The sequence below is a fragment of the Halomonas sp. KO116 genome, assembly GCF_000734975.2.
Lineage (GTDB): Bacteria > Pseudomonadota > Gammaproteobacteria > Pseudomonadales > Halomonadaceae > Vreelandella > Vreelandella glaciei.
Genome location: NZ_CP011052.1, coordinates 3,884,768 through 3,907,937, shown reverse-complemented (window position 1 = coordinate 3,907,937; position 23,170 = coordinate 3,884,768). Strand labels below are relative to the sequence as shown.

The following is a 23,170-nucleotide window of genomic DNA, read 5'->3' as shown; positions in this document are numbered from 1 at the left end:
GCTCATGGCAGTTACAGCTTGGCGAATCACTCTTTTAATGGCCATGGTTGCACTACTTTCACTGTTGCCTTCATTGGCAGTAGCATCGGTGCTGACGGATATTGACGTGCAGCCCGCCGACAATGGTGGCGCCAACGTTGACCTTAGCTTCTCTGGTGGCGTGCCCGAACTGCGCAGCTACCGTTTGGAATCACCGCCGCGTGTCACGTTTGATTTGGCCGGCACCCAAAGTGGGCTCGCCACCCGACGCTTGAGCATTAATAGCCACGGCGTCGAACAAATTACCGCCCTTGAGGGCAATGGCCGCACGCGCTTGGTGGTCAATCTCAGCGAACCGCAGGCATTTACGACCAGCGTGCAGGAAGGTCGGCTACGTATTACCTTTGCATCTGGCGCTACCCCCGCGCCGACCGCATCGCTTAATCCTTCGCCCACTCCCTCAGCCAGTGTTTCTTCGGCGGGGCTAGAAACCGACGAAGGGCCACAAATTGAAAATATCGATTTCCGTCGCGGTGCCGATGGTGCTGGTCGCTTGTTGGTTACCTTTGACCGCGAAGGGGTTGAGGCGAACGTCCGAGAAGGTGGTCCTGACCAAGTGCTGGTTGACCTGCGCGATGTGGCGATTCCGGATTCGCTTAATCAGGTCTACGATGTCACCGACTTTGCTACGCCGATCACCCGGATTACGCCCCGTGCCAACCAGGGCGACACCCAGTTATCCATCGCCACCCAGGGTGCTTATGCGATGATCTCTTCGCAGAGTGGCCGCACGCTGACGGTGGAAGTGCAGCCCGCCAGTCAGGAGTCACAGCCCTCTCAGGCAACAGGCGAGCGCTTCAATGGCGAACGCTTGAGCCTTAATTTCCAGGATATCGAAGTGCGTTCAGTGCTAGCGACGCTGGCTGAATTTACCGGGTTGAACTTGGTTGCCAGTGACAGCGTCACCGGCCGCGTGACGCTCAACTTAAACGATGTCCCTTGGGATCAGGCGCTCGCGCTGATTCTGCAAAGCCAGGGGTTATCGAGCCGCGAACAGGGCAATGTAATTGTCGTGGCGCCCGCCAGTGAGCTGGCTGATTTAGAGCGCCAGGAGCTAGAGGCGCGTAACCAGCGTGAGACGCTATCGCCACTAGTCACCGAGTTTATCGAGATCAAGTATGCCCGAGCCGAGGATTTGGCCCAGCTACTGCGTGGCGGTGACGGCGATGGCTTTGGGCTGCTCACCGAGCGCGGCCGTGTCAGTATTGATAACCGCACCAATACGCTGCTGGTGCAGGATACGGCCGATCAGGTGCGCGATATTACCCGCACCATTGACCGCCTGGACGTGGCTGTTCGGCAGGTACAGATTGAGGCGCGCATTGTCATTGCAAGGGACACCGCTTCCCGTGAGCTAGGCATTAACTGGGGCATGTCGAGCACCCGCGGCTTTCAAGAGGGGGAGGACGGTACCTACAGCCGGCGCGATATCAACCCCGATGGCATTAATCGAGCGCAGGGCGGCCTAACCGTTGATTTAGGCGCCTCATCAGGGACGGGAGCCGGCTTTAGCTTTGGTTATTTAGCCGGCGATATCTTGTTGGATTTGGAGCTTCGTGCGCTGGAAAGCGAAGGGAAAAGCCAAACTATTTCTCAGCCCCGTATTATTACCGCCAACCAGCGTACTGCCCGCATCAGCCAGGGTGAAGAGCGTGCTTTCCAGAGTGTGGATGGCAACGACAATCCTGATACCGAGTTCAAAGAGGCCGAGTTGTCGTTGGAAGTCACCCCGCAGATTACCCCAGATAACCGCATTATTATGGATCTGGTCATCAAAAATGATAGCTTCCGTGAATCAGAGTTTGACGGTGAACCGCCGATTGATACCAATCAGATCGAGACCCAGGTGCTCGTCGATAACGGCCAAACGGTGGTGTTAGGCGGTATTTTGACTACGGAAGAGCTGCGCCAAATCGCCAAAACACCGCTTTTGGGTGATATTCCTTTCCTGGGTAGACTGTTTCGCTATACCGAAGAGAGCAATGAAAAGGTAGAGTTGTTAGTCTTTATTACTCCACGACTCCTAGACGATGGCTTAACGGTTCGCTGATGCAAGATTTACCCAATTTATTTCTTATAGGCCCCATGGGGGCTGGCAAAAGCACCATCGGTCGCCTGTTGGCGGCAGAGCTCGCGCGTCCGTTTTACGACAGTGACCACGCCATTCAAGACCGCTGCGGAGCGGATATTCCGTGGATTTTCGATGTTGAAGGCGAACAGGGCTTTCGGCTGCGCGAAATCCATATGATTGATGAGTTAACCCGTCTCTCCCCCGTGGTTGTCGCTACCGGCGGCGGTGCGGTGCTGCGCGAAGAGAATCGCCGCGCACTGCGCGAGCGCGGCACGGTGGTGTATCTGTTGACCACCGTCGACCAGCAGCTAAAGCGGACGGCGAAAGATCGCAATCGGCCGTTGCTACAGTGCGCTAACCGCGAACAAGTGCTAAACGACATGTTTGCTCAGCGCGACCCGCTCTATCGTGCCACTTCAGATATTGCTGTGCGCACCGACCGGCGCAGCCCGCGAGCGGTGGTCAATGAGATACTGCGCCGGGTGCATCGGCTGGTGGATCCACTTGAGCCCTCCTCTTCGCCTCATTCGGCTGGACCGCTTAACCATAATAAGGTATCGCAATGACCTCGACCGCCAGCGCGCAACGCACACTTCAGGTTGCTTTAGATGAGCGTAGCTACCCGATTCATATTGGCTCCGGGCTGATCGGTCAAACCGATACATTGACGCCTTATCTGGCGGGAAGCCAGGTGATGGTCGTCACTAACGAGACTATCGCGCCGCTCTACCTGGAAACACTCTGCGCTAGCCTGCCGGAGCATTTAGAGGTGCGCACGGTCGTGCTGCCCGATGGCGAACAGTACAAAACCATTGAGCAGGTCAGCCGTATTTGGGACGCGCTATTAGAGGCCGGTTTTAACCGCCGCTGTACCCTGATCGCCTTAGGGGGCGGGGTGATTGGCGATATGGTCGGCTATGCCGCCGCTTCCTATCAGCGCGGCGTGGCGTTTATCCAGGTGCCCACCACGCTGCTTTCCCAGGTGGATTCGTCGGTAGGGGGCAAGACCGGCGTCAATCACCCGCTGGGTAAAAACATGATCGGCGCTTTCTGGCAGCCCAAGGCTGTGCTGGTGGATATCGATACGCTGAAGAGCCTGCCCCGCCGTGAGCTTTCCGCTGGCCTTGCCGAGGTTATCAAGTACGGTTTTATCCGTGATGAAGCGTTTTTAAGCTGGCTGGAAGCCAATATGCCCGCGCTACTCGACGTAGAGCCGGAAGTAGTCGCCGACGCTATTGCGCGCAGTTGCCAAATCAAAGCAGATATCGTGGCCGAAGATGAAACCGAGCAGGGCGTGCGTGCGCTGCTCAACCTGGGCCACACCTTTGGCCACGCCATTGAGGCGCACCAGGGCTACGGCAACTGGCTACACGGGGAGGCAGTGGGCGCGGGCATGGCCATGGCGGCAACGCTTTCCCAGCGCTTGGGCTGGATCGACGACGCAGCGCTAGCACGTAGCCTGGCGGTGATCGAGAGCGCCGAGCTGCCGTTGGCGGCACCGGCGAATATGTCCAGCGATGACTTTTTAGCCCGTATGCGGTTGGACAAGAAAAACATCGATTCGCGGCTGCGCTTAGTGCTGCTTAATGCCCTGGGCGATGCCTGCGTTAGCGATGCCACGCCCGTTGATGTTCTCCGCAACCTGCTGGACGATTACCCGCGCTGCTGAGTGGCCACGTAATCCTTTCGCAACTTAGCCATTTCAAAATCTGGCCATTTCAAAACCTGGCCGTTTGAAAACCCAGTCATTTCAAAGCCTAGCCAGCTATAGCCGCCCAATGGATCGCTCCTTACGCAGAGTGGTTTCACTGGGCGGTTTTGTATTCACTTGGCTGCGCCGTGAGACGATTAGTCGAACGCTGTTTTGTATAATCCGTATGCCTTATGCGCTATCGGCATGGGTGTTTGCATGCTATTTAGACTAAAGTTTAATGGAAAATAAAGAGCGTTAAAATAGCGTTTTAACTGACTACAAGCCTTTGAAGTATATGTATTTTTTTCTTGAATGAGAGTGCAAATACAGGATTTGAAAAGAGTTTCTCTAACGTTATAAGCACCAAGCGATTGCGCAACGTGGGCGCTAATCGCTATGCTGACCGGCCATTTTCTTGCGGCAGCGAACGTGGGAAACACCCCATTCTGGGCAGGTTATAAGCATCATAAAAAAAGCAAAACCGTCCTTTATACCATAAGCACGCTGCTAAAAAAATACGTTGACTAGTAGAGGCACGCCCATGAATAGAGGTCTTCACCAGCCTGGCGAGTTTCGCGATAACTGTGGTTTTGGCCTGATTGCCCATATGGAAGGCCAGGCTAGCCACGATTTGCTGAAAACTGCCATTGAATCACTGACCTGCATGACCCACCGGGGTGGTATCGCTGCCGACGGAAAGACCGGCGACGGTTGTGGCTTGCTACTTAAAATGCCCACTCCCTTTATGCAGGCGCTGGCCAAAGAGGCGTTTGATGCTGAGCTTGGCGAACGCTTTGCCGTGGGCGTGGTGTTTCTGCCCAACGATGACGCCCGTGAAGCAAGTGCCCGCGATACCTTAACGCGTGAGCTTGAAGCGCGCGGCCTCAACGTATTGGGCTGGCGCGATGTGCCTACCGACCCCAGCGTTTGTGGCCCCATGGCGCTGGACTGCCTGCCGCGTATTCGTCAGCTTTTTGTACAGCCGGGCCTGGGTGAGCACTTCGATGTTGACCTCTTTATGGCTCGTCGCCGCGCCGAGCAGGCGCTGCGCGACGAAGAAGACTTCTATGTTGCCTCGCTATCGTCAGAAGTCATCTCCTATAAAGGCCTGGTGATGCCGGAAGATCTGCCGGCCTTTTATCACGACTTGAATGACTCGCGCCTGGAAACTGCCATTTGCGTTTTCCACCAGCGCTTCTCGACCAATACCGCGCCGCGTTGGCCACTGGCACAGCCGTTTCGCCTGTTGGCGCACAATGGTGAGATCAATACGATTGAAGCCAATCGCGGCTGGGCGAACTCGCGTAAAGCCAACTTCGTTAACGATCGCCTGCCGGATATCGCCGAGCTGGACGAGATCGTTAATACCACCGGCTCTGACTCCTCCAGTATGGATAACATGCTGGAAGTATTGCTGACCGGTGGCATGGAACTGCACCGCGCGGTACGTATGATGGTGCCGCCCGCCTGGCAGAACGTAGAAACCATGGACGCTGAACTGCGTGCTTTCTACGAATACAATTCCATGCACATGGAGCCGTGGGACGGTCCGGCGGGCGTAGTGATGACCGACGGTCGCCAAGCGGTGTGTATGCTGGACCGTAACGGCCTGCGCCCGGCGCGCTGGGTGATTACTAAAAACGGTTATATCACGCTGGCATCGGAAACGGGCACCTACGGCTATAAGCCGGAAGACGTGGTGGCCAAAGGCCGTGTTGGCCCCGGTCAAATGCTTGCCGTAGACACCCAGACCGGCGAAGTGCTGCATACCACCGATATCGATGAGCGCCTGAAATCCGCCTACCCTTATAAGCGTTGGTTAAAGCAGGAAGCCAATTATTTAGAGTCGGCGCTAACTGAGCTTGCGCGTTTCCAGAGCATGGATACCGATTCGCTCAACGTTCAGCAGAAACTGTTCCAAGTGAGCTTTGAAGAGCGCGACCAGGTGCTGCGTCCGCTGGCGGAAAGTGGTCAGGAAGCCGTTGGCTCTATGGGCGACGATACACCGATGGCGGTGCTCTCCAGTCGTCCGCGCCTGCTGACGGATTTCTTCCGTCAGAAGTTTGCCCAGGTCACCAACCCGCCCATCGACCCGCTGCGCGAAGCGATCGTGATGTCGCTGGAAACCTGCTGTGGCGCGGAGCTCAACGTCTTTAAAGCGACGCCTGAGCACGCTCACCGTTTGATCTTGACCACGCCGGTGCTATCGCCGCGTAAATTTACCGCGCTGGTGAGCCAGGATGATCCGGCCTTTGCCAGCTATACATTGTCGTTGGGTTACGATCCTGAACAGCAGAGCCTTCATCAAGCGCTCAAGGCACTATGTGAAGAGGCCGAAGCACAGGTGCGCGCTGGTAAAGTCATTCTGGTACTCACCGATGCCGAGCTGGCGAAAGGGCTGATTCCCATACAGGCCGCCCTGGCCGTGGGTGCCGTGCACTCTCACTTAGGCCGTTTGGCGCTGCGTCCCAACGCCAATATCGTGGTGGAAACCGGCTACGCCCGCGATGCTCATCAAATGGCAGTGCTGTTTGGCGTGGGTGCCACGGCGGTTTATCCGTGGCTCGCTTATCAGGTCATGGCGGATATGCACCGTACCGGCGAGCTAACCGGTAACCCTGCCGATGGCCGCGAGAATTACCGTAAAGGTCTGCAGAAAGGCCTGTTCAAGATCCTGTCTAAAATGGGTATCTCGACGCTGGCCTCCTACCGCGGCTCAATGCTGTTTGAAGCCGTGGGTTTGGCGGACGAAGTAATGGATCTGTGCTTTGTCGGTATGGCGTCGCGCATCCAAGGCGCCGGTTTTGCCGAGCTGCAGATGCAGCAGGCGCTGCTGGCGAAAGATGCCTGGATTCCGCGTAAAGGTATCTCCCAGGGCGGCATGTTCAAGTATGTCCACGGCCACGAGTACCACGCCTATAACCCCGATGTAGTGATGTCGCTGCAGGCGGCGGTTCAGGAAGGCAGCTATACTAAGTGGAAGAAGTTTGCCCAGCTGGTGAACGAGCGTCCGGTGGCCACCATTCGTGACTTGCTCAAGCTCAAGCCTGCGGAAACGCCGATTGCGCTGGAAGAAGTCGAGCCCGTTGAAGAGCTGCTGCCGCGTTTTGACAGCGCGGGTATGTCACTGGGTGCGCTTTCACCGGAAGCCCACGAAGCGTTGGCGCAGGCGATGAACGAAGCGGGCGGCCGCTCCAACTCTGGCGAAGGCGGTGAAGACCCGGCGCGCTACGGCACTATCCGTAGCTCGAAAATCAAGCAGATCGCCTCCGGCCGTTTTGGCGTGACGCCCCATTATCTGGTCAACGCAGAAGTGCTGCAGATCAAAGTTGCCCAGGGCGCTAAGCCTGGTGAAGGTGGCCAGCTGCCCGGCGGTAAAGTGAACCAGTTGATTGCCCGGCTGCGCTACGCAGTACCCGGCGTGACGCTGATTTCACCGCCGCCGCACCACGATATTTACTCCATCGAAGATTTGGCTCAGCTGATTTTTGATCTTAAGCAGGTCAATCCAGATGCCCAGGTATCGGTGAAGCTGGTGTCTGAGCCGGGTATCGGCACGATCGCTACCGGTGTGGCCAAGGCCTATGCGGATTTGATTACCGTGTCCGGTTACGATGGCGGCACGGCGGCAAGTCCGTTGACCTCCATCAAGCATGCGGGTTCGCCCTGGGAGTTGGGGCTGCCGGAAGTGCATCAAGCGCTACGTATCAACGGCCTGCGCGACAAAATTCGCCTGCAGACCGACGGCGGCCTGAAAACCGGCCTGGATGTGGTTAAAGCCGCGATTCTGGGTGCTGAGAGCTTTGGTTTTGGCACTGCGCCGATGGTCGCGTTGGGTTGCAAGTACCTGCGTATCTGTCACCTCAATAACTGCGCCACCGGTGTCGCCACTCAGGATGATTTCCTGCGGGGCGAGCACTTCCGTGGCACCGTGGATATGGTTAAAAACTACTTCCGTTTTATTGCCGAAGAAGTGCGTGAGCTCATGGCGGTATTGGGTGTGCGCAAGCTGACCGATCTAATCGGGCGTACCGATTTGCTTGAAGTGTTGGAAGGCAATACCGCTTCTCAGCGTAAGCTTGATCTAACGCCGCTGTTAGCGAATGACTTTGTGCCTAAAGATGCACCGCAGTTCTGTAAGGTTAGCCGCAACGTGCCGCACGACCCCGGTGCCAAGAACCAGGAAGTGTTGGCGGCGCTAAAAGACGCCATTGAAAATCGCTCGGGCGGTGAGTTCGATTTCACCATCACCAACTGTGACCGCAGTGTGGCAGCGCTAACCTCTGGCGCGATTGCCAAGCGCTATGGCGAAGAGGGCCTGGAAACGGCACCGATCACCGCTCGCTTTACTGGCGTAGCAGGCCAGAGCTTTGGGGTGTGGAATGCGCGTGGCTTGAATTTGTATCTCGAAGGCGACGCCAACGATTACGTCGGCAAGGGCATGAACGGTGGCAGTATTGTGATTGTGCCGCCCAAAGTCAGCCAGTTTGAGAGCCATAAAACGGCGATTATCGGTAATACCTGCCTGTACGGGGCCACCGGCGGTACATTGTTTGCAGCCGGTACGGCGGGTGAGCGCTTCGGGGTGCGTAATTCCGGTGCTTCTGCAGTCATTGAAGGCGCAGGCGACCACTGCTGCGAATATATGACCGGCGGCTTGGTCTGCGTACTTGGCGAAACCGGCGTGAACTTCGGCGCGGGGATGACCGGTGGGTTTGCCTATGTGTTGGATGAGGAACGCACCTTCGTGGACAAGTACAACCACGAGCTGGTCGAGATTCATCGTGTCAACACAGAGGCCATGGAGGCGTATCGTCGTCACCTGCGTGAAATGATCGAAGCCTATGTGGCCGCGACGGGTTCCGCGCGCGGGGCGGCTATTTTGGAAGACTTCAGCGACTATGCGCGCCACTTCTGGCTGGTGAAGCCAAAAGCGGCAAGCTTAGGTAGTTTGCTGGATCAGTCTCGGCGTCAGCCGCAATAACTCGCTTATGCCCCTCACGCTGACAGGAGAGAGATCATGGCTAACCGTTTAAATAACGATTTTCAGTTTGTCGATGTGGGTCGTAAGGACCCACAAAAGAAAGATGCCCGTGCCCGTGCCAAAGAGTTCGCGGAGATCTACGAACCGTTCAAACCCACCGATGCGGCCAGTCAGGCGCATCGCTGTCTGCACTGCGGTAACCCGTACTGCGAGTGGAAGTGCCCGGTGCATAACTACATTCCTAACTGGCTGCAGCTGGTGGTGGAAGGCAACATTATTGAAGCTGCAGAGCTTTCGCACAAAACCAACTCGCTGCCCGAGGTGTGTGGCCGCGTGTGCCCGCAGGATCGTCTGTGCGAAGGCGACTGCACGCTAAATGATGGCTTTGGTGCGGTCACCATCGGCTCGGTGGAGAAGTACATCACCGATACGGCGTTTGCCATGGGCTGGCGCCCGGACATGTCCCATGTGACCTGGACGGATAAAAAAGTCGCCATCATTGGTGCAGGCCCGGCGGGCTTGGGCTGTGCGGATATTTTGGCCCGCAACGGCGTTAAGCCGGTGGTGTTCGACAAGTACCCGGAAATCGGTGGCCTGCTGACCTTTGGTATTCCCGAGTTCAAGCTGGAAAAGAGCGTAATGGAGCGCCGCCGCGCGGTTTTTGAGGAGATGGGCGTCGAGTTTCGCCTCAATACCGAAATCGGCACCGATATCGAGTTTGAAACCTTGATGCAGGAGTACGACGCGGTATTCCTGGGGATGGGCACCTATAAGTACATGGAAGGCGGCTTCCCTGGCGAAGACCTGCCGGGCGTTTACAAAGCGCTGGACTTCCTGATTGCCAACGTCAACCGCTGCCTGGGCTTTGAAAAAGATCCCAACGACTATATCTCCATGGAAGGCAAGCGTGTGGTCGTGCTGGGCGGCGGCGATACGGCGATGGACTGTAACCGTACGTCCATTCGCCAGAACGCTACCAGCGTGACCTGTGCCTATCGTCGTGACGAGGGCAACATGCCGGGGTCGCGCCGTGAGGTCTCCAATGCCCGTGAAGAGGGCGTGGAGTTTCTGTTCAATCGTCAGCCGGTGGCGGTCGTCGGTGAAGAGAAGGTCGAGGGCGTGAAGGTGGTGCGCACACGCTTGGGGGAGCCAGACGAAAATGGCCGTCAACGTCCTGAAGTAGTGCCCGGCTCTGAAGAGATCATCGCGGCGGATGCCGTGGTCATTGCTTTTGGCTTCCAGGCCAGCCCGGCGCCGTGGTTCGATAGCTCTAATATCCAAGTTGACGAGCGCGACCGCGTCACCGCCCCGGAGCACGGCCAGTACGCCTTCCAAACCAGCAATGAAAAAATCTTTGCCGGTGGCGACATGGTGCGCGGCTCTGATTTGGTGGTCACGGCGATTTACGAAGGCCGCCAAGCAGCCGAAGGTATTCTGGATTACCTGGGCGTGTAGAGCACGCCTGATGCATAGAGCAGCTCCAGGGATAGGTCGTAGCGAGGGTCTTTCGCCAGGGATGGCGAAAGTAGCGCCCAGGGAAGGGTTCACAGCGCCCTCGCGTAGACCTATCGCTGGGGCGGTTGCACAAGAGTGATTAGGTTAAGTAGGTTTTGACTGCTCAGTTCAAATTGAGCCTTAGGTCGTAATCTGCTAGTCTGTCGACCCATCCTGGCGTGGCTTTCTGCCGTGCCTTCTGATCACGTTTCGACAGGTTATCCATGACACGATATATCTTCGTGACCGGCGGCGTTGTGTCCTCTCTTGGCAAGGGCATCGCCTCCGCCTCGCTTGCGGCGATTTTAGAGGCCCGCGGCCTTAAGGTCACCATGCTCAAGCTCGACCCGTACATCAACGTGGATCCGGGCACCATGAGCCCCTTCCAGCACGGTGAGGTGTTCGTCACAGAAGATGGTGCCGAAACCGACCTTGATCTCGGGCATTACGAGCGCTTTATTCGCACCAAAATGACCCAGCGCAACAACTTTACGACTGGTCGTGTTTACGAGCACGTACTGCGTAAAGAGCGCCGGGGCGACTATCTAGGCGGCACCGTTCAGGTGATTCCGCATATCACCGACGAGATTAAAGAGCGCGTTTACGCGGGCGGTGAAGGTTTTGATGTGGCGCTGGTGGAAATTGGCGGCACGGTCGGTGATATCGAATCACTGCCTTTCCTGGAGTCGATTCGCCAAATCCGTAGTGAACAGGGCGCTAACCGCGCGCTGTTTATGCACCTGACCCTGGTGCCCTACATCAAAACGGCGGGTGAGACCAAAACCAAACCGACCCAGCACAGCGTTAAAGAGCTGCGCTCTATCGGTATCCAGCCGGATATTCTGATTTGCCGCAGCGAAGTTGAGCTGGAAGAGAGCGAGCGTCGCAAAATCGCCCTGTTCACCAACGTCGAAGAGCGGGCCGTAGTGCCGCTTCAGGATGCCGATACGATCTACCGCATTCCGTTGATGCTCCACGAGCACGGCCTGGACGAAATCGTTTGCGATAAGCTGCGCCTGGAAGCCCCGGAAGCAGATTTATCCGAGTGGGTGAAGGTGCTCGATGCCAAGCTCAACCCGCTCAAGTCGGTCAGCATCGCCATGGTCGGTAAGTACATGGAGCTGCTGGATGCCTACAAGTCGCTCAACGAAGCACTGATTCACGCCGGCATCCAAGGTCGCATCAAGGTCAACGTCGATTATATTGACTCCGAAGACATTGAACGCCACGGCACCGAGCGTTTGGCGGGCAAAGACGCCATTCTGGTGCCAGGCGGTTTTGGTGAGCGCGGTGTGGAGGGCAAGATTATGACCGCCCAATTCGCGCGTGAAAATAACGTTCCCTATCTAGGTATTTGCCTGGGCATGCAGGTAGCGGTGATTGAGTTCGCTCGCAACGTGGCGGGTTGGAAAGACGCCAACTCCACCGAATTCACCCACGATACCCAACACCCGGTGGTGGGGCTGATCACAGAGTGGCTGAATCCGGAAGGCAAAATCGAGTTACGTGATGCAGCGTCTGATTTAGGCGGCACCATGCGTTTGGGCGGTCAGGTCTGTCATCTGGCATCCGGCACCAAAGCGCGCGAAGCCTACGGGTCTGAAGAGATTGTTGAGCGCCATCGTCACCGTTTCGAGGTCAATAACCAGTTTATTGATGAACTTGAAAAGGCAGGTTTGGTTATTTCGGGGAAGAGTGTTGACCAATCACTGGTCGAGGTTATCGAGCTGGCGGATCACCCTTGGTATGTGGCCTGTCAGTTCCACCCGGAGTTCACTTCCACGCCGCGTGATGGTCATCCGCTCTTCTCGGGTTTTGTGAACGCCGCGTTGGAGCATAAAACTGCGCGTAATCGCGCCCATGCGCATTCGCAGGAATAAGAGGGCAACAGCATGGCTTCTCAAGAGCGTCATATTAACGTAGCCGGTTTAACCGCCGGCAATTCCTTGCCGCTAATGCTGCTGGGCGGCATGAACGTGCTGGAATCTGCTGAGCTTGCCGACGAAGTTGCCCAAGCCTACGTCACGGTGACCCAGAAACTGGGGATGCCCTACGTTTTCAAGGCCAGCTTTGATAAAGCTAATCGCAGTTCGGTTCACTCCTACCGCGGCCCGGGTATCGAGAAAGGGCTGCAAATTCTGGCCGATATCAAAGCCCGCTATAACGTGCCGATCATCACCGACGTGCACGAGCCCTGGCAGGCTGAAGCAGCGGCGGAAGTGGCCGACATTATCCAACTGCCGGCTTTTTTGGCCCGCCAAACTGATTTGGTAGTCGCCATGGCCAAAACCGGCGCGGTCATCAATATCAAGAAGCCGCAGTTTTTGGCGCCCCATGAAATGCGTCATATCCTGAGTAAGTTTCAGGAAGCGGGTAACGACCAGCTGATGCTCTGCGAGCGCGGTTCAAGCTTTGGTTACAACAACCTGATTGTTGATATGCTGGGCTTTGGCGATATGAAGCAAACCGGGTATCCGGTATTTTTTGATGTGACCCACGCGCTGCAGCGCCCGGGTGGGCGTGCCGACAGTGCTGACGGTCGTCGGGCTCAGGTGGCTGAATTAGCGCGCGCAGGCGTGGCTGTTGGGCTTGCAGGGCTGTTTTTAGAAGCCCACCCTGACCCTGATAACGCCAAATGCGATGGCCCTTGTGCACTCCCGCTGGATCAGTTGGAGCCGTTTTTAACTCAGCTTGCTCAACTGGATGCGCTGATAAAAGGGTTTGAGCCGCTAACCATTCGTTAGCGTGTGGCTTGATAGGCCGTGTTTTGCTGATTAGGGCGTTATATTAATAATTTTATCTGACTTACCGTTAAGGAAACTGCCATGACCAAAATTGTTGCTATCAGTGCGTTGGAAGTGCTGGATTCGCGTGGTAACCCCACCGTACAGGCGAACGTACGTCTTGCCAGCGGCGCTGTTGGTGAAGCCTGCGCGCCCAGCGGTGCGTCTACCGGTTCACGTGAAGCATTAGAGCTGCGCGACGGTGACAAGTCACGCTATCTGGGCAAAGGCGTGCTGAAAGCAGTCGAGGCGGTTAATGGCAAGATCCGTGATGCGTTGCTGGGTATGGATGCGCGTGATCAGCGCGGCTTAGACGATGCCATGCTGGCATTGGACGGCACGGAGAATAAAGCGAACTTGGGCGCGAACGCGATTTTGGCCGTTTCCCTGGCGGCGGCTAAAGCCGCTGCTAACGCTAAAGGCGTACCGCTATATGCCCACATTGCCGAGCTTTACGGCCAGCCGGGTCAGTACAGCATGCCGGTGCCGATGATGAATATCATCAACGGTGGTGAGCACGCGGACAATAACGTTGATATCCAAGAGTTTATGGTTCAGCCGGTAGGTGCGCCTAACTTCCGTGAAGGGCTGCGCATGGGCGCGGAAATTTTCCATGCCCTGAAAAAAGTGCTTTCAGCAAAAGGCCTTTCCACCTCCGTTGGCGACGAGGGCGGCTTTGCGCCGAACCTGTCGTCTAACGCTGATGCGCTGGCAGTCATCAAGCAAGCCGTTGCCGATGCTGGCTACGAGCTGGGTAAAGACGTCACGCTTGCGCTGGACTGTGCTTCTTCAGAATTCTACAAAGACGGTCAGTATAACCTTTCCGGTGAAGGTAAAAGCTACGACGCCCAAGGCTTTACTGATTACCTGGCAGGCCTGTGCGCCGATTACCCAATCGTGTCCATCGAAGATGGCATGGACGAGTCCGACTGGGCAGGCTGGAAAACGCTGACCGACAAGCTGGGCGCTAAAGTACAGCTGGTAGGTGATGACTTGTTTGTGACCAATACCAAGATTCTTAAGCGCGGTATTGATGAGCAGATCGGTAACTCTATCCTGATCAAGTTCAACCAGATCGGTTCGCTCTCCGAGACGCTGGATGCCATCAAGATGGCCCAGGATGCAGGCTTTACAGCGGTAATTTCGCACCGCTCTGGTGAAACGGAAGACACCACTATTGCCGATTTGGCGGTAGGTACCTGCGCCGGTCAGATTAAAACGGGTTCACTGTGCCGTTCTGATCGCGTTGCTAAGTACAACCGTTTGCTGGTGATTGAGGCCGAGCTTGAAGATGTCACGTATCCTGGCCTGAAAGCGATCAAAGGTCAGTAAAGTGCCAATATTGAGTGAGGTTTGTAAGTAATATCTCAAGATTTTGTAAGAGATGTCTTACAAATGTCGACGAGAATCGCTTGGTTTGGGGTAAGATAAAACGAAAATTTCCACTAATTCAAGTTTAAGCTTTTGTTTTTAAATATAATTGTGGAATTAAGGCGAGTCGCTAAGACTCGCCTTTTTGCATTTTGGCATTGTTGAGAAGCCTACGTGATCTGCCACAATATACACAGGACAAGGGGAGGCAAGGATGCTTCAGACAGGATGCAACGGGATGTAGGACGGATGCGCCGGGTGATACAGTGAGGTGAGCCCCGGCAGGGAAGTCATCTGAGGAAGTTGATACAGGGAGTGGTCAGAGGAAGTGCTTGGAGCGGGCGGCCTACGGGTCGCCTTTTTTTGCCTCGTATTTGGCAATAAACGCTTGGTAACGCCATAAAAAACCAGCGCTTTTTCAAAAAAGCGCTGGTTCTAAAGTAAAACAGAGCAGGCGTGAGGAACGCTTAACGCTCTAACTTCTCAAGCTTACCGGGCTTGCCGTCCCACTCTTCGGCGTCAGGCAGCGGATCCTTCCTTTCGGCGATATTGGGCCATACTTCTGACATTTCAGCGTTAATCTCAATAAACGCCTCTTGCCCATCCGGCAGCTCATCCTCTGAGAATATCGCCTCAGCGGGGCATTCTGGTTCACACAGTGCGCAGTCAATACACTCGTCAGGGTGAATGACCAGGAAGTTCGGTCCCTCGTAGAAACAGTCGACCGGGCAGACTTCCACACAGTCGGTGTATTTGCACTGGATGCAGTTCTCGGTAACGACAAACGTCATCTTGCTATCCCTCTTGCAGGGCCAGGTAGCTCCTGGCCATGGTCAATCGTGAATGGTTATAAATCAGCCGTTTTTTATAAGCTAAAAGTTTGAGCGACATTCTAGTGGTGCGCCTACCTGGCGGCAAGCGCCTTATGGGCTTCTGTATAACCTACTATATTTACCATTAGATCAGGTCTCGCCACTGATACAACAGCGACAGCGCTTCCCGCGGCGTTAAGTCATCCATATCGACTTTTTCCAATGCTTCAACTACCGGGTGTGGCACGGCTGCAAACAGGTCGTTTTGCAGGGGAGCCGTTCGCGGCGCTTGCGCTGTGTTATCTACATCGCGCTGCTCTAGACTCATCAGCTTCTCACGGGCCCGTTTAATCACATGGCCAGGTACGCCCGCTAATTGAGCGACCTGCAAACCGTAACTCTGGCTAGCCGGGCCTACTTCAATGCGGTGCATGAACACGATGCTGTCGCCATGCTCGGTCGCCGTTAGGTGAATATTGGCCACGCCCTCCATGTGTTCAGGTAGGGCGGTCATCTCAAAATAGTGCGTGGCAAACAGCGTTAGTGCACGCCCCTTGGCAAGATGTTCCGCACTCGCCCAGGCCAGCGATAACCCGTCAAAGGTGCTAGTGCCGCGGCCAATTTCATCCATCAAAATCAAGCTTTGCTGGGTGGCATTGTGCAAAATATTGGCCGTTTCGGTCATTTCGACCATAAAGGTGGAGCGCCCGCCCGCGAGGTCATCCGACGAGCCAATGCGGGTAAATATCCGATCCAGCGGGCCGATCTCTGCGGCATCGGCGGGCACAAAGCTGCCGCAGTGGGCGAGCAGAGCAATCAACGCTGTTTGCCGCATATAGGTCGATTTACCACCCATATTAGGGCCAGTAATAATCAGCATATGCTGGTCGGGGTTAAGCGTAACGTCATTGGGCACAAAGGGTGTTTCGCTAACCTGTTCAACCACAGGATGCCGTCCCGCCTCGATACGAATGCCGGTGGCCTCGCTCAGCGTTGGGCGCACCCAGCTTAACGCCTCGGCGCGTTCGGCAAAGGCGCACAGCACATCCAGCTCCGCTAACGCTTGAGAGGTGCTTTGTAGCGCGTGAAGACTGTTATTCAGTTCACCCAGCAGGCGGTCATAAAGCCATTTTTCACGGGTCAGGGCGCGGGATTTAGCCGACAGCGCCTTATCCTCAAACTCTTTGAGCTCGGGGATAATAAACCGCTCGGCGTTTTTAAGCGTTTGGCGGCGAATATAGTCAGCGGGTGCCTGCTGCGCCTGGGAGCGCGGCAGCTCGATAAAGTAGCCGTGTACGCGGTTATAGCCGACTTTGAGATTGGCAAGCCCGGTACGCTCGCGTTCGCGGGTTTCCAGCCGAACAAGATAGTCGCCCGCATTCTCGGCCATGCCTCGGTGCTCGTCGAGCTCGGCATCAAAGCCGTTGGCGATTACCCCGCCATCGCGGATCACCACCGGCGGGTTCTCAACCAGCGCGCGGCTGAGCATGTCAGCCATTTCAGGGTAGGGGCGGATATGCGGGCGCAGGCTATCCAGCGCGCTGCCGTTCTCTACCTCGCCCAACTGCTGTTCAAGGGTAGGCAGAGTGACTAGGGCGTCACGCAGACGCGCCAAATCCCGTGGCCGGGCGCTGTACAGCGCGACCCGGGCCAGAATGCGTTCCACATCGCCCACATCACTCAACGTCTCGCGCAGCGCCATGTAGGCGGCATCTAGGCTTAGCAACGCCACGCCGGCATGGCGGTTCTGGACAATCTCTCGTTGGCGCAGCGGGCGGTTCAGCCAGCGTTTGAGTAGCCGCGAGCCCATGGCGGTGGTGCAGGTGTCGAGCACGCTCGCCAGGGTGTTGTCGCTATTGCCACCCAGGTTAATATCGATTTCCAGATTACGTCGGCTGGCGGCGTCGATCACCACTGCATCGTCGCGATTCTCAACGCTGATGGCGGTCACGTGGGGCAAGCGCGAGCGCTGAGTGTCGCGGGCGTAATCGATCAGCACTCCGGCGGCAATCAGTGCGGTGGTTAAGTGCGCGCAGCCAAAGCCGCGTAAATCCTGCACTTCAAACTGATCGCACAGGCTGCGGGTGGCGCTCTCCAAATCAAACAGCCACTCGCCCTGGCGACGCAGGCTGCGCTTTTGCGTCCACGCATCGGGTAGCGTCAGGCTTTCGGGCACCAGCAACTCAGCAGGGGAGAGGCGGGTAAGCTCGGCGAGCATTTCGGCTTCGCTCTCCACTTCCAATACATTGAAGCGGCCGCTAGAGAGTTCCAGCCAGGCAAGGCCCCAGCTATCTTTACCGGGGGAGACTGATACCAATACGTTGTCGCGGCGGGCATCGAGCAGCGCTTCATCGTGGAGCGTGCCGGGGGTGACGATACGCACTACCTGGCGATCAACGGGGCCTTTGCTGGTGGCGGGGTCGCCAATCTGCTCACAAATGGCAACTGACTCGCCACCGGCGACCAGACGCGCCAAATAGCCTTCAGCGCTATGGTAAGGTACGCCTGCCATCGGGATGGGTTTGCCGCCCGACTGGCCGCGCTGGGTAAGTGTAATGTCCAGCAGTGCGGCGGCGCGCTTGGCGTCGTCGAAAAACAGCTCGTAAAAATCCCCCATTCGGTAAAACAGCAGAACCTCGGGGTGTTCGCGTTTGATCTTTAAATACTGCGTGATCATTGGCGTGTTAGGGGGAATGGCCTGTGACATGGGCGTCCTGATTGAGCAATTTCTTTGAGAAAGCTAAACACAGTATTCTACGCTGAACAGACGACTCACTTGAAGGAGCGACCATAGTGCCCAGCGTATCTAGCCTGAAAAATCTTGATTTGACGCTGCTAGCTCAGCGCCTAGGGCGGCTTTGTCAGCAGTTGAAGGTTGAAGTGACCGCCGCTGAGTCCTGCACGGGCGGTGGTATTGCCAGTGCGATTACCAGTACGGCGGGTAGCTCTGCTTACTTTACAACGGGCTATGTGACCTATGCGAACGCGGCTAAGACCCGCCTGCTCGGCGTGCCAGACGCTATACTGGCAGAACACGGGGCGGTGAGCGAAGAAGTAGTGAAAGCGATGGTGCAAGGCGCCTGCCGGGAAAGCGGTGCAGGCTTGGGGGTTGCCGTTAGTGGGGTGGCCGGGCCGGATGGTGGTAGTGCTGAAAAGCCGGTGGGTACCGTTTGGCTTGCCTGGGGTGATACTGCCGAGCAGCAAGCCGAGTGTTTTCACTTCCCTGGGGATCGCCAAGCAGTGCGCGAGCAGGCGGTGCGGCAGGCGCTGGCAGGGTTGGTGGCACGCCTGGATGCGCGGGTGAAGGCAGGCAAGTAGGAGTAGGGGTAGGAAAATAGTTAAGAGAAAGCGTGATCAAGGATTTGTTTACGGCACAATCTTTGGCATACTACTGGGTAATTATACAGCTTGTTATGAGGAATCTCTGAATGGCTCAGGATGACAACCGCACTAAAGCGCTAAACGCTGCACTCACCCAAATCGACCGTCAGTTCGGCAAGGGCACCGTCATGCGTCTAGGCGACGCACCGCGTGTGGTCATGCCGTCGGTTTCCACGGGTTCGTTGGGTCTGGATATCGCACTTGGCATCGGCGGGCTGCCGTTTGGCCGCGTGGCTGAAATTTTTGGTCCGGAGTCCTCGGGTAAGACAACGCTGACCCTTTCGGTGATTGCGCAAGCGCAAAAGCAAGGCAAAGTGTGTGCGTTCGTGGATGCCGAGCACGCTCTGGATCCGAGCTATGCCGAAAAGCTAGGCGTCAACCTGGATGATCTACTGATTTCCCAGCCGGACACTGGCGAGCAGGCGTTAGAAATTACCGACATGCTGGTGCGCTCCGGCGGTGTTGACGTGATTGTTATCGACTCTGTCGCTGCGTTGACCCCGCGCGCTGAAATCGAAGGCGAAATGGGCGATACCCATGTTGGCCTACAGGCACGTTTGATGTCTCAAGCGCTGCGTAAGATCACTGGCAATATTAAAAATGCTAACTGCCTAGTGATCTTTATCAACCAGATTCGCATGAAGATCGGCGTGATGTTTGGTTCACCCGAAACCACTACCGGCGGTAACGCGCTTAAGTTCTACGCCAGCGTACGTCTGGATATTCGCCGCACCGGCTCGGTGAAAGTAGGTGATGAAGTCACCGGTAACGAAACCCGCGTGAAAGTAGTCAAAAACAAGGTGGCACCGCCATTCCGCCAAGCTGAATTCCAGATTCTTTACGGCAAGGGTATCTACCATGCTGGCGAGGTTATTGACCTGGGCGTGCAGTGCAATCTGGTCGATAAAGCCGGTGCCTGGTACAGCTATAAAGGCAAGAAAATCGGTCAGGGTAAAGCAAACTCCGCGCTTTATCTGGAAGAGCATCCAGACATTATGCTCGAAATTGAAACGCAGATTCGTGAGCAGCTCTTGGCCAAGCCTGATCCTAAAAAGGAGAAGGAGGGTGCCCCTGCCGAAGCAGCGGCTGAAGTGGATGCCAACGATGACGATCTGCTCTAAGTCTGTTCTAACCGAGACCCGCTGATGGCCTTTATGTCTCAGCGCGATGCCACGCCCCGTGACATCGCGATTGGCTTACTGGCTCGGCGCGAATACTCTCGCGCCGAGCTAGCCCAGCGCTTGAAGAAAAAAGCCTTCGAAGATACCGCTATCAACGAGTGTTTAGACGTTCTGGCCGAGCAAGACCTGCAGTCTGATGCGCGTTTTGCGGCTAGTTTCATACGCTCGCGCATTCTACGCGGTCAGGGTGTTATTCGTATTAAAGGTGAACTTCGCCAACGCGGCGTCGACCAGGAAACCCTTAATACTGCTTTTGAAGCGGTGGAGGAGAGGGAGCAGGTTGACTGGTTCGAGCTAGCCCGGGAAGCGTTGGCGCGACGCTACGATAGCCCTGGTGAGACGCCTAAAGAGCGCGCTCGACGCGAGCGCTTTCTGGCTAGTCGTGGCTTCGATTTTGAGCAAATCCGCTACGCGCTCTCCTGTCTGTAATAGTTTTTCTCCTATCTGTAATACATTTTCTCTTGTCTGTAATACTTCCCGCTGCCTGTAAAATGCCTCTGCTTACCTTTCTAATAGCGCTCTCCTACGCTTTTCTACCGAGTTGTTTGCTTCTCTGCCACTAAGTGCGGCTTTAGTCGTTTGACAACTGCGCTATAATGGCCCCTTTGCGACCCCTGAGGGTAGCGTCGACAGCGCCCTGGGACACCACGCTTTCTTGTTACGGATACCCTATGAAAAGCGCAGAAATCAGACAGGCCTTTCTTACCTTCTTTGAAAAGCAGGGACATACGATTGTACCCACCAGCTCTTTAGTGCCGGGCAATGACCCGACGCTGCTGTTTACCAATGCCGGCATGGTGCCTTTCAAAGATGTATTTTTGGGTCGCGACCCACGCTCATACGTGCGTGCAACATCTGCGCAGCGCTGCGTACGAGCAGGCGGTAAGCATAATGATTTAGACAATGTCGGCTATACCGCACGTCACCACACGTTTTTTGAAATGCTGGGTAACTTCAGTTTTGGCGACTACTTCAAGCAAGACGCCATACGCTTTGCCTGGGTATTTCTGACCGAAACGCTGGGTCTGCCTAAAGAGAAGCTGTGGGTCACGGTACATGTTAGCGATGACGAAGCTGAACGTATCTGGAAAGACGAGATCGGTATTGACCCCGAGCGCTTTTCCAAATTAGACGAAGATAACTTCTGGCAAATGGGCGACACAGGCCCTTGTGGCCCAAGTTCGGAAATCTTTTTTGATCACGGTCCAGAGGTATGGGGCGGCCCTCCCGGTAGCCCGGAAGAAGATGGCGACCGCTACATCGAAATCTGGAACCTGGTGTTCATGCAGTTTGATCGTGATAGCCAAGGTACGCTCAATCCGCTGCCCAAGCCATCTATCGATACCGGTATGGGCTTGGAGCGCGTAGCTGCCGTCATGCAGGGCGTGCATTCCAACTACGAAATTGATCTGTTTCAGAGCCTGCTGCAGGCGGCCGCTAAAGCGACCGGGCACCCTGATACCGCCACACCTTCGCTGCGCGTGATTGCCGACCATATCCGCTCCTGTGCTTTCCTGATTGCCGATGGTGTCCTGCCTTCTAACGAAGGGCGTGGCTACGTCCTGCGTCGCATCATTCGCCGCGCGATCCGTCATGGTCACAAGCTGGGCGCCGTAGAGCCGTTCTTCCACAAGTTGGTGGACGCGCTGGATGCCGAAATGGGCGATGCGTATCCAGAGCTCCACGAGGCGAATGACCAAATCACCCGGGTGCTGTTGAAAGAAGAAGAGCAGTTTGCTCGCACCCTGGACCACGGCATGGGGCTGTTGAATGCGGCCTTGGCCGAGCTGGATGGTAAAGTGCTGCCGGGCGAAACGGTATTTAAGCTTTACGACACTTACGGCTTTCCGTTTGATCTCACCGCCGATGTATGCCGCGAGCGCGGCGTTACACTCGATGAGGAGGGCTTTCAGCAGGCCTTAGAGGCCCAGCGCGATCGTGCCCGGGCGGCTAGCCAGTTCGGTGCCGACTACAGCGCCTCCATCGAATTGGAAGGTGAGACGGCCTTTACTGGCTATGATCGCCTGGAGGATCAAGCCAAGGTAACCGCGCTTGTTGACAGCGAAGGCAATGCACTGGCTGCGCTGGAAGCGGGACAGAAGGGCGTTGTGGTGCTAGACCGCACGCCATTTTACGGTGAGTCCGGCGGCCAGGTGGGCGATACCGGCTACCTGTATGTGGGCGGCGGTCGTTTCCAGGTGACGGATACCCAAAAGCAGAGCGGCCATCACTTACACCAGGGCATCATGGTGGAAGGTTCGCTGAGTGTCGGTGCTAGCGTACGCGGCGAAGTGGATGCCAGCCTACGTGCAGCCACCATCCGTAACCACTCGGCGACTCACTTGCTGCATAAAGCGCTGCGTATGGTGCTAGGCGATCACGTGCAGCAAAAAGGCTCGCTGGTTAATGCTGAGCGGCTGCGCTTCGACTTTAGCCATTTTGAGCCGATGACTGCCGAGCAGTTGGCGGAAGTCGAACGGTTGGTCAATGAGCAGATACTGGCTAATGCGCCGACTAAAATCGAGCAAATGAGCCTGGATCAAGCCAAAGCCAAAGGGGCGGCGGCGCTGTTTGAGGCCAAATACGCCGAGAACGTGCGGGTACTGACGATTGGTGCCGACGACTTCTCTATCGAGTTGTGCGGTGGTACCCACGTGACACGCAGTGGCGATATCGGCTGCTGTCATGTCATGAGTGAAGTGGGCATTGCCTCTGGTGTACGGCGTATCGAAGCGATTACCGGCGAAAACGCACTAGCTTACTTCCGGGAGCAGGAAGCCCGCCTTGAGCGCTTGGGCGAACGTTTGAAGACCAAGCCTGAGCAAGTAGAAGCGCGGGTAGAGTCACTGGTTGAGCGTAACCGCAGTCTGGAAAAAGAGCTTGAGCAGCTTAAAGCCAAGCTCGCCAGCGCTGCGGGGAGCGATATGCTGAACCAGGTGCAAGAGATCAACGGCGTTAAGCTATTGGCAACACAGTTGGAAGGTGTCTCTGGTAAAGATTTACGCGGCATTCTTGACCAACTTAAGAACAAGCTCAGTTCCGGGGTTATTATCCTTGGGGTTGCCGATCAGGCGGCAGGCAAAGTGAGCCTGATTGCTGGGGTAACCCAAGACTTGACCGGCCAAGTGAAAGCCGGTGAGCTGGTTAACCATGTTGCCTCTCAAGTGGGAGGTAAAGGTGGTGGCCGCGCGGATATGGCTCAGGCAGGAGGTAGCCAGCCCGATGCCCTGCCGGGTGCGTTGAAGAGCGTACCGGCATGGTTGGAAAACGCACTTAGCTAAACCCAAAGGCCGGTGGCATTATTGTCACCGGCCTTATTTATTTAAACCTAACTACAATTTCACCCTCCATTCCCGAACGC

The 23,170-nt window shown here is 56.1% G+C and carries 14 protein-coding genes; 12 read left to right on the top strand and 2 right to left on the bottom strand.

What is annotated here, in order from left to right; genetic code table 11:
* Positions 1-4: 4 nt before the first annotated feature.
* The 8 genes from pilQ (at position 5) to eno (ending at position 14,396) form a co-directional block, all read left to right on the top strand.
* The gene (pilQ, locus tag KO116_RS17790) at positions 5-2,089 is read left to right on the top strand and encodes a type IV pilus secretin PilQ (RefSeq protein ID WP_035564451.1); all 2,085 of its coding nucleotides are present in this window, start codon (positions 5-7) and stop codon (positions 2,087-2,089) included.
* Positions 2,089-2,676 carry a shikimate kinase AroK gene (aroK, locus tag KO116_RS17785; protein ID WP_035564449.1) on the top strand — a complete coding sequence of 196 codons (588 nt, stop codon included), beginning with the start codon at positions 2,089-2,091 and terminating at the stop codon, positions 2,674-2,676. The genes pilQ and aroK overlap by 1 nt, the downstream gene beginning before the upstream one ends.
* Positions 2,673-3,779 (top strand): 3-dehydroquinate synthase, encoded by a 1,107-nt coding sequence (aroB, locus tag KO116_RS17780; protein WP_035564447.1) that lies wholly within the window; start codon positions 2,673-2,675, stop codon positions 3,777-3,779. The genes aroK and aroB overlap by 4 nt, the downstream gene beginning before the upstream one ends.
* 565 nt (positions 3,780-4,344) lie before the next feature.
* Entirely contained in the window at positions 4,345-8,787 is a 4,443-nt protein-coding gene (gene gltB / locus KO116_RS17775; protein WP_035564446.1) for a glutamate synthase large subunit, read from the top strand.
* Positions 8,788-8,823: 36 nt separating this feature from the next.
* Complete coding sequence (locus KO116_RS17770) at positions 8,824-10,242, top strand: FAD-dependent oxidoreductase (RefSeq protein WP_035564444.1); 1,419 nt, start codon at positions 8,824-8,826, stop codon at positions 10,240-10,242.
* A gap of 263 nt (positions 10,243-10,505) precedes the next feature.
* On the top strand, positions 10,506-12,161 hold the full coding sequence (locus KO116_RS17765; protein ID WP_035564441.1) for a CTP synthase: 1,656 nt from the start codon (positions 10,506-10,508) through the stop codon (positions 12,159-12,161).
* 12 nt (positions 12,162-12,173) lie between these two features.
* Positions 12,174-13,025, top strand: coding sequence for a 3-deoxy-8-phosphooctulonate synthase (gene kdsA, locus KO116_RS17760; protein ID WP_035564440.1), 852 nt, complete (start codon positions 12,174-12,176; stop codon positions 13,023-13,025).
* Between the two features lie 81 nt (positions 13,026-13,106).
* Entirely contained in the window at positions 13,107-14,396 is a 1,290-nt protein-coding gene (gene eno, locus KO116_RS17755) for a phosphopyruvate hydratase (RefSeq protein WP_035564438.1), read from the top strand.
* Positions 14,397-14,902: 506 nt separating this feature from the next.
* Here eno and fdxA read toward each other — a convergent pair.
* Positions 14,903-15,226 (bottom strand): ferredoxin FdxA, encoded by a 324-nt coding sequence (gene fdxA / locus KO116_RS17750; protein WP_008957517.1) that lies wholly within the window; start codon positions 15,224-15,226, stop codon positions 14,903-14,905.
* A gap of 166 nt (positions 15,227-15,392) precedes the next feature.
* Positions 15,393-17,954: a DNA mismatch repair protein MutS gene (mutS, locus tag KO116_RS17745; protein WP_035564436.1), complete on the bottom strand. Its 2,562-nt coding sequence runs from the start codon at positions 17,952-17,954 to the stop codon at positions 15,393-15,395.
* Between the two features lie 83 nt (positions 17,955-18,037).
* Here mutS and KO116_RS17740 point away from each other — a divergent pair, with 83 nt between their 5' ends.
* The 4 genes from KO116_RS17740 to alaS all read left to right on the top strand — a co-directional run bounded on the left by KO116_RS17740 (position 18,038) and on the right by alaS (position 23,090).
* Positions 18,038-18,565, top strand: coding sequence for a CinA family protein (locus KO116_RS17740; RefSeq protein WP_035564434.1), 528 nt, complete (start codon positions 18,038-18,040; stop codon positions 18,563-18,565).
* Positions 18,566-18,675: 110 nt separating this feature from the next.
* Positions 18,676-19,749: a recombinase RecA gene (gene recA / locus KO116_RS17735; protein ID WP_035564432.1), complete on the top strand. Its 1,074-nt coding sequence runs from the start codon at positions 18,676-18,678 to the stop codon at positions 19,747-19,749.
* 24 nt (positions 19,750-19,773) lie between these two features.
* Positions 19,774-20,238 carry a regulatory protein RecX gene (locus tag KO116_RS17730; protein WP_035564430.1) on the top strand — a complete coding sequence of 155 codons (465 nt, stop codon included), beginning with the start codon at positions 19,774-19,776 and terminating at the stop codon, positions 20,236-20,238.
* 242 nt (positions 20,239-20,480) lie between these two features.
* Positions 20,481-23,090, top strand: coding sequence for an alanine--tRNA ligase (gene alaS / locus KO116_RS17725; protein WP_035564427.1), 2,610 nt, complete (start codon positions 20,481-20,483; stop codon positions 23,088-23,090).
* The last annotated feature ends 80 nt before the right edge of the window (positions 23,091-23,170 follow it).

Coding starts and splice junctions, on each gene's coding strand:
- gltB (WP_035564446.1), top strand. CDS start 4,345: ATGAATAGAGGTCTTCACCAGCCTGGCGAGTTTCGCGATAACTGTGGT.
- aroK (WP_035564449.1), top strand. CDS start 2,089: ATGCAAGATTTACCCAATTTATTTCTTATAGGCCCCATGGGGGCTGGC.
- aroB (WP_035564447.1), top strand. CDS start 2,673: ATGACCTCGACCGCCAGCGCGCAACGCACACTTCAGGTTGCTTTAGAT.
- fdxA (WP_008957517.1), bottom strand. CDS start 15,226: ATGACGTTTGTCGTTACCGAGAACTGCATCCAGTGCAAATACACCGAC.
- kdsA (WP_035564440.1), top strand. CDS start 12,174: ATGGCTTCTCAAGAGCGTCATATTAACGTAGCCGGTTTAACCGCCGGC.
- KO116_RS17765 (WP_035564441.1), top strand. CDS start 10,506: ATGACACGATATATCTTCGTGACCGGCGGCGTTGTGTCCTCTCTTGGC.
- eno (WP_035564438.1), top strand. CDS start 13,107: ATGACCAAAATTGTTGCTATCAGTGCGTTGGAAGTGCTGGATTCGCGT.
- alaS (WP_035564427.1), top strand. CDS start 20,481: ATGAAAAGCGCAGAAATCAGACAGGCCTTTCTTACCTTCTTTGAAAAG.
- pilQ (WP_035564451.1), top strand. CDS start 5: ATGGCAGTTACAGCTTGGCGAATCACTCTTTTAATGGCCATGGTTGCA.
- mutS (WP_035564436.1), bottom strand. CDS start 17,954: ATGTCACAGGCCATTCCCCCTAACACGCCAATGATCACGCAGTATTTA.
- KO116_RS17730 (WP_035564430.1), top strand. CDS start 19,774: ATGGCCTTTATGTCTCAGCGCGATGCCACGCCCCGTGACATCGCGATT.
- KO116_RS17770 (WP_035564444.1), top strand. CDS start 8,824: ATGGCTAACCGTTTAAATAACGATTTTCAGTTTGTCGATGTGGGTCGT.
- recA (WP_035564432.1), top strand. CDS start 18,676: ATGGCTCAGGATGACAACCGCACTAAAGCGCTAAACGCTGCACTCACC.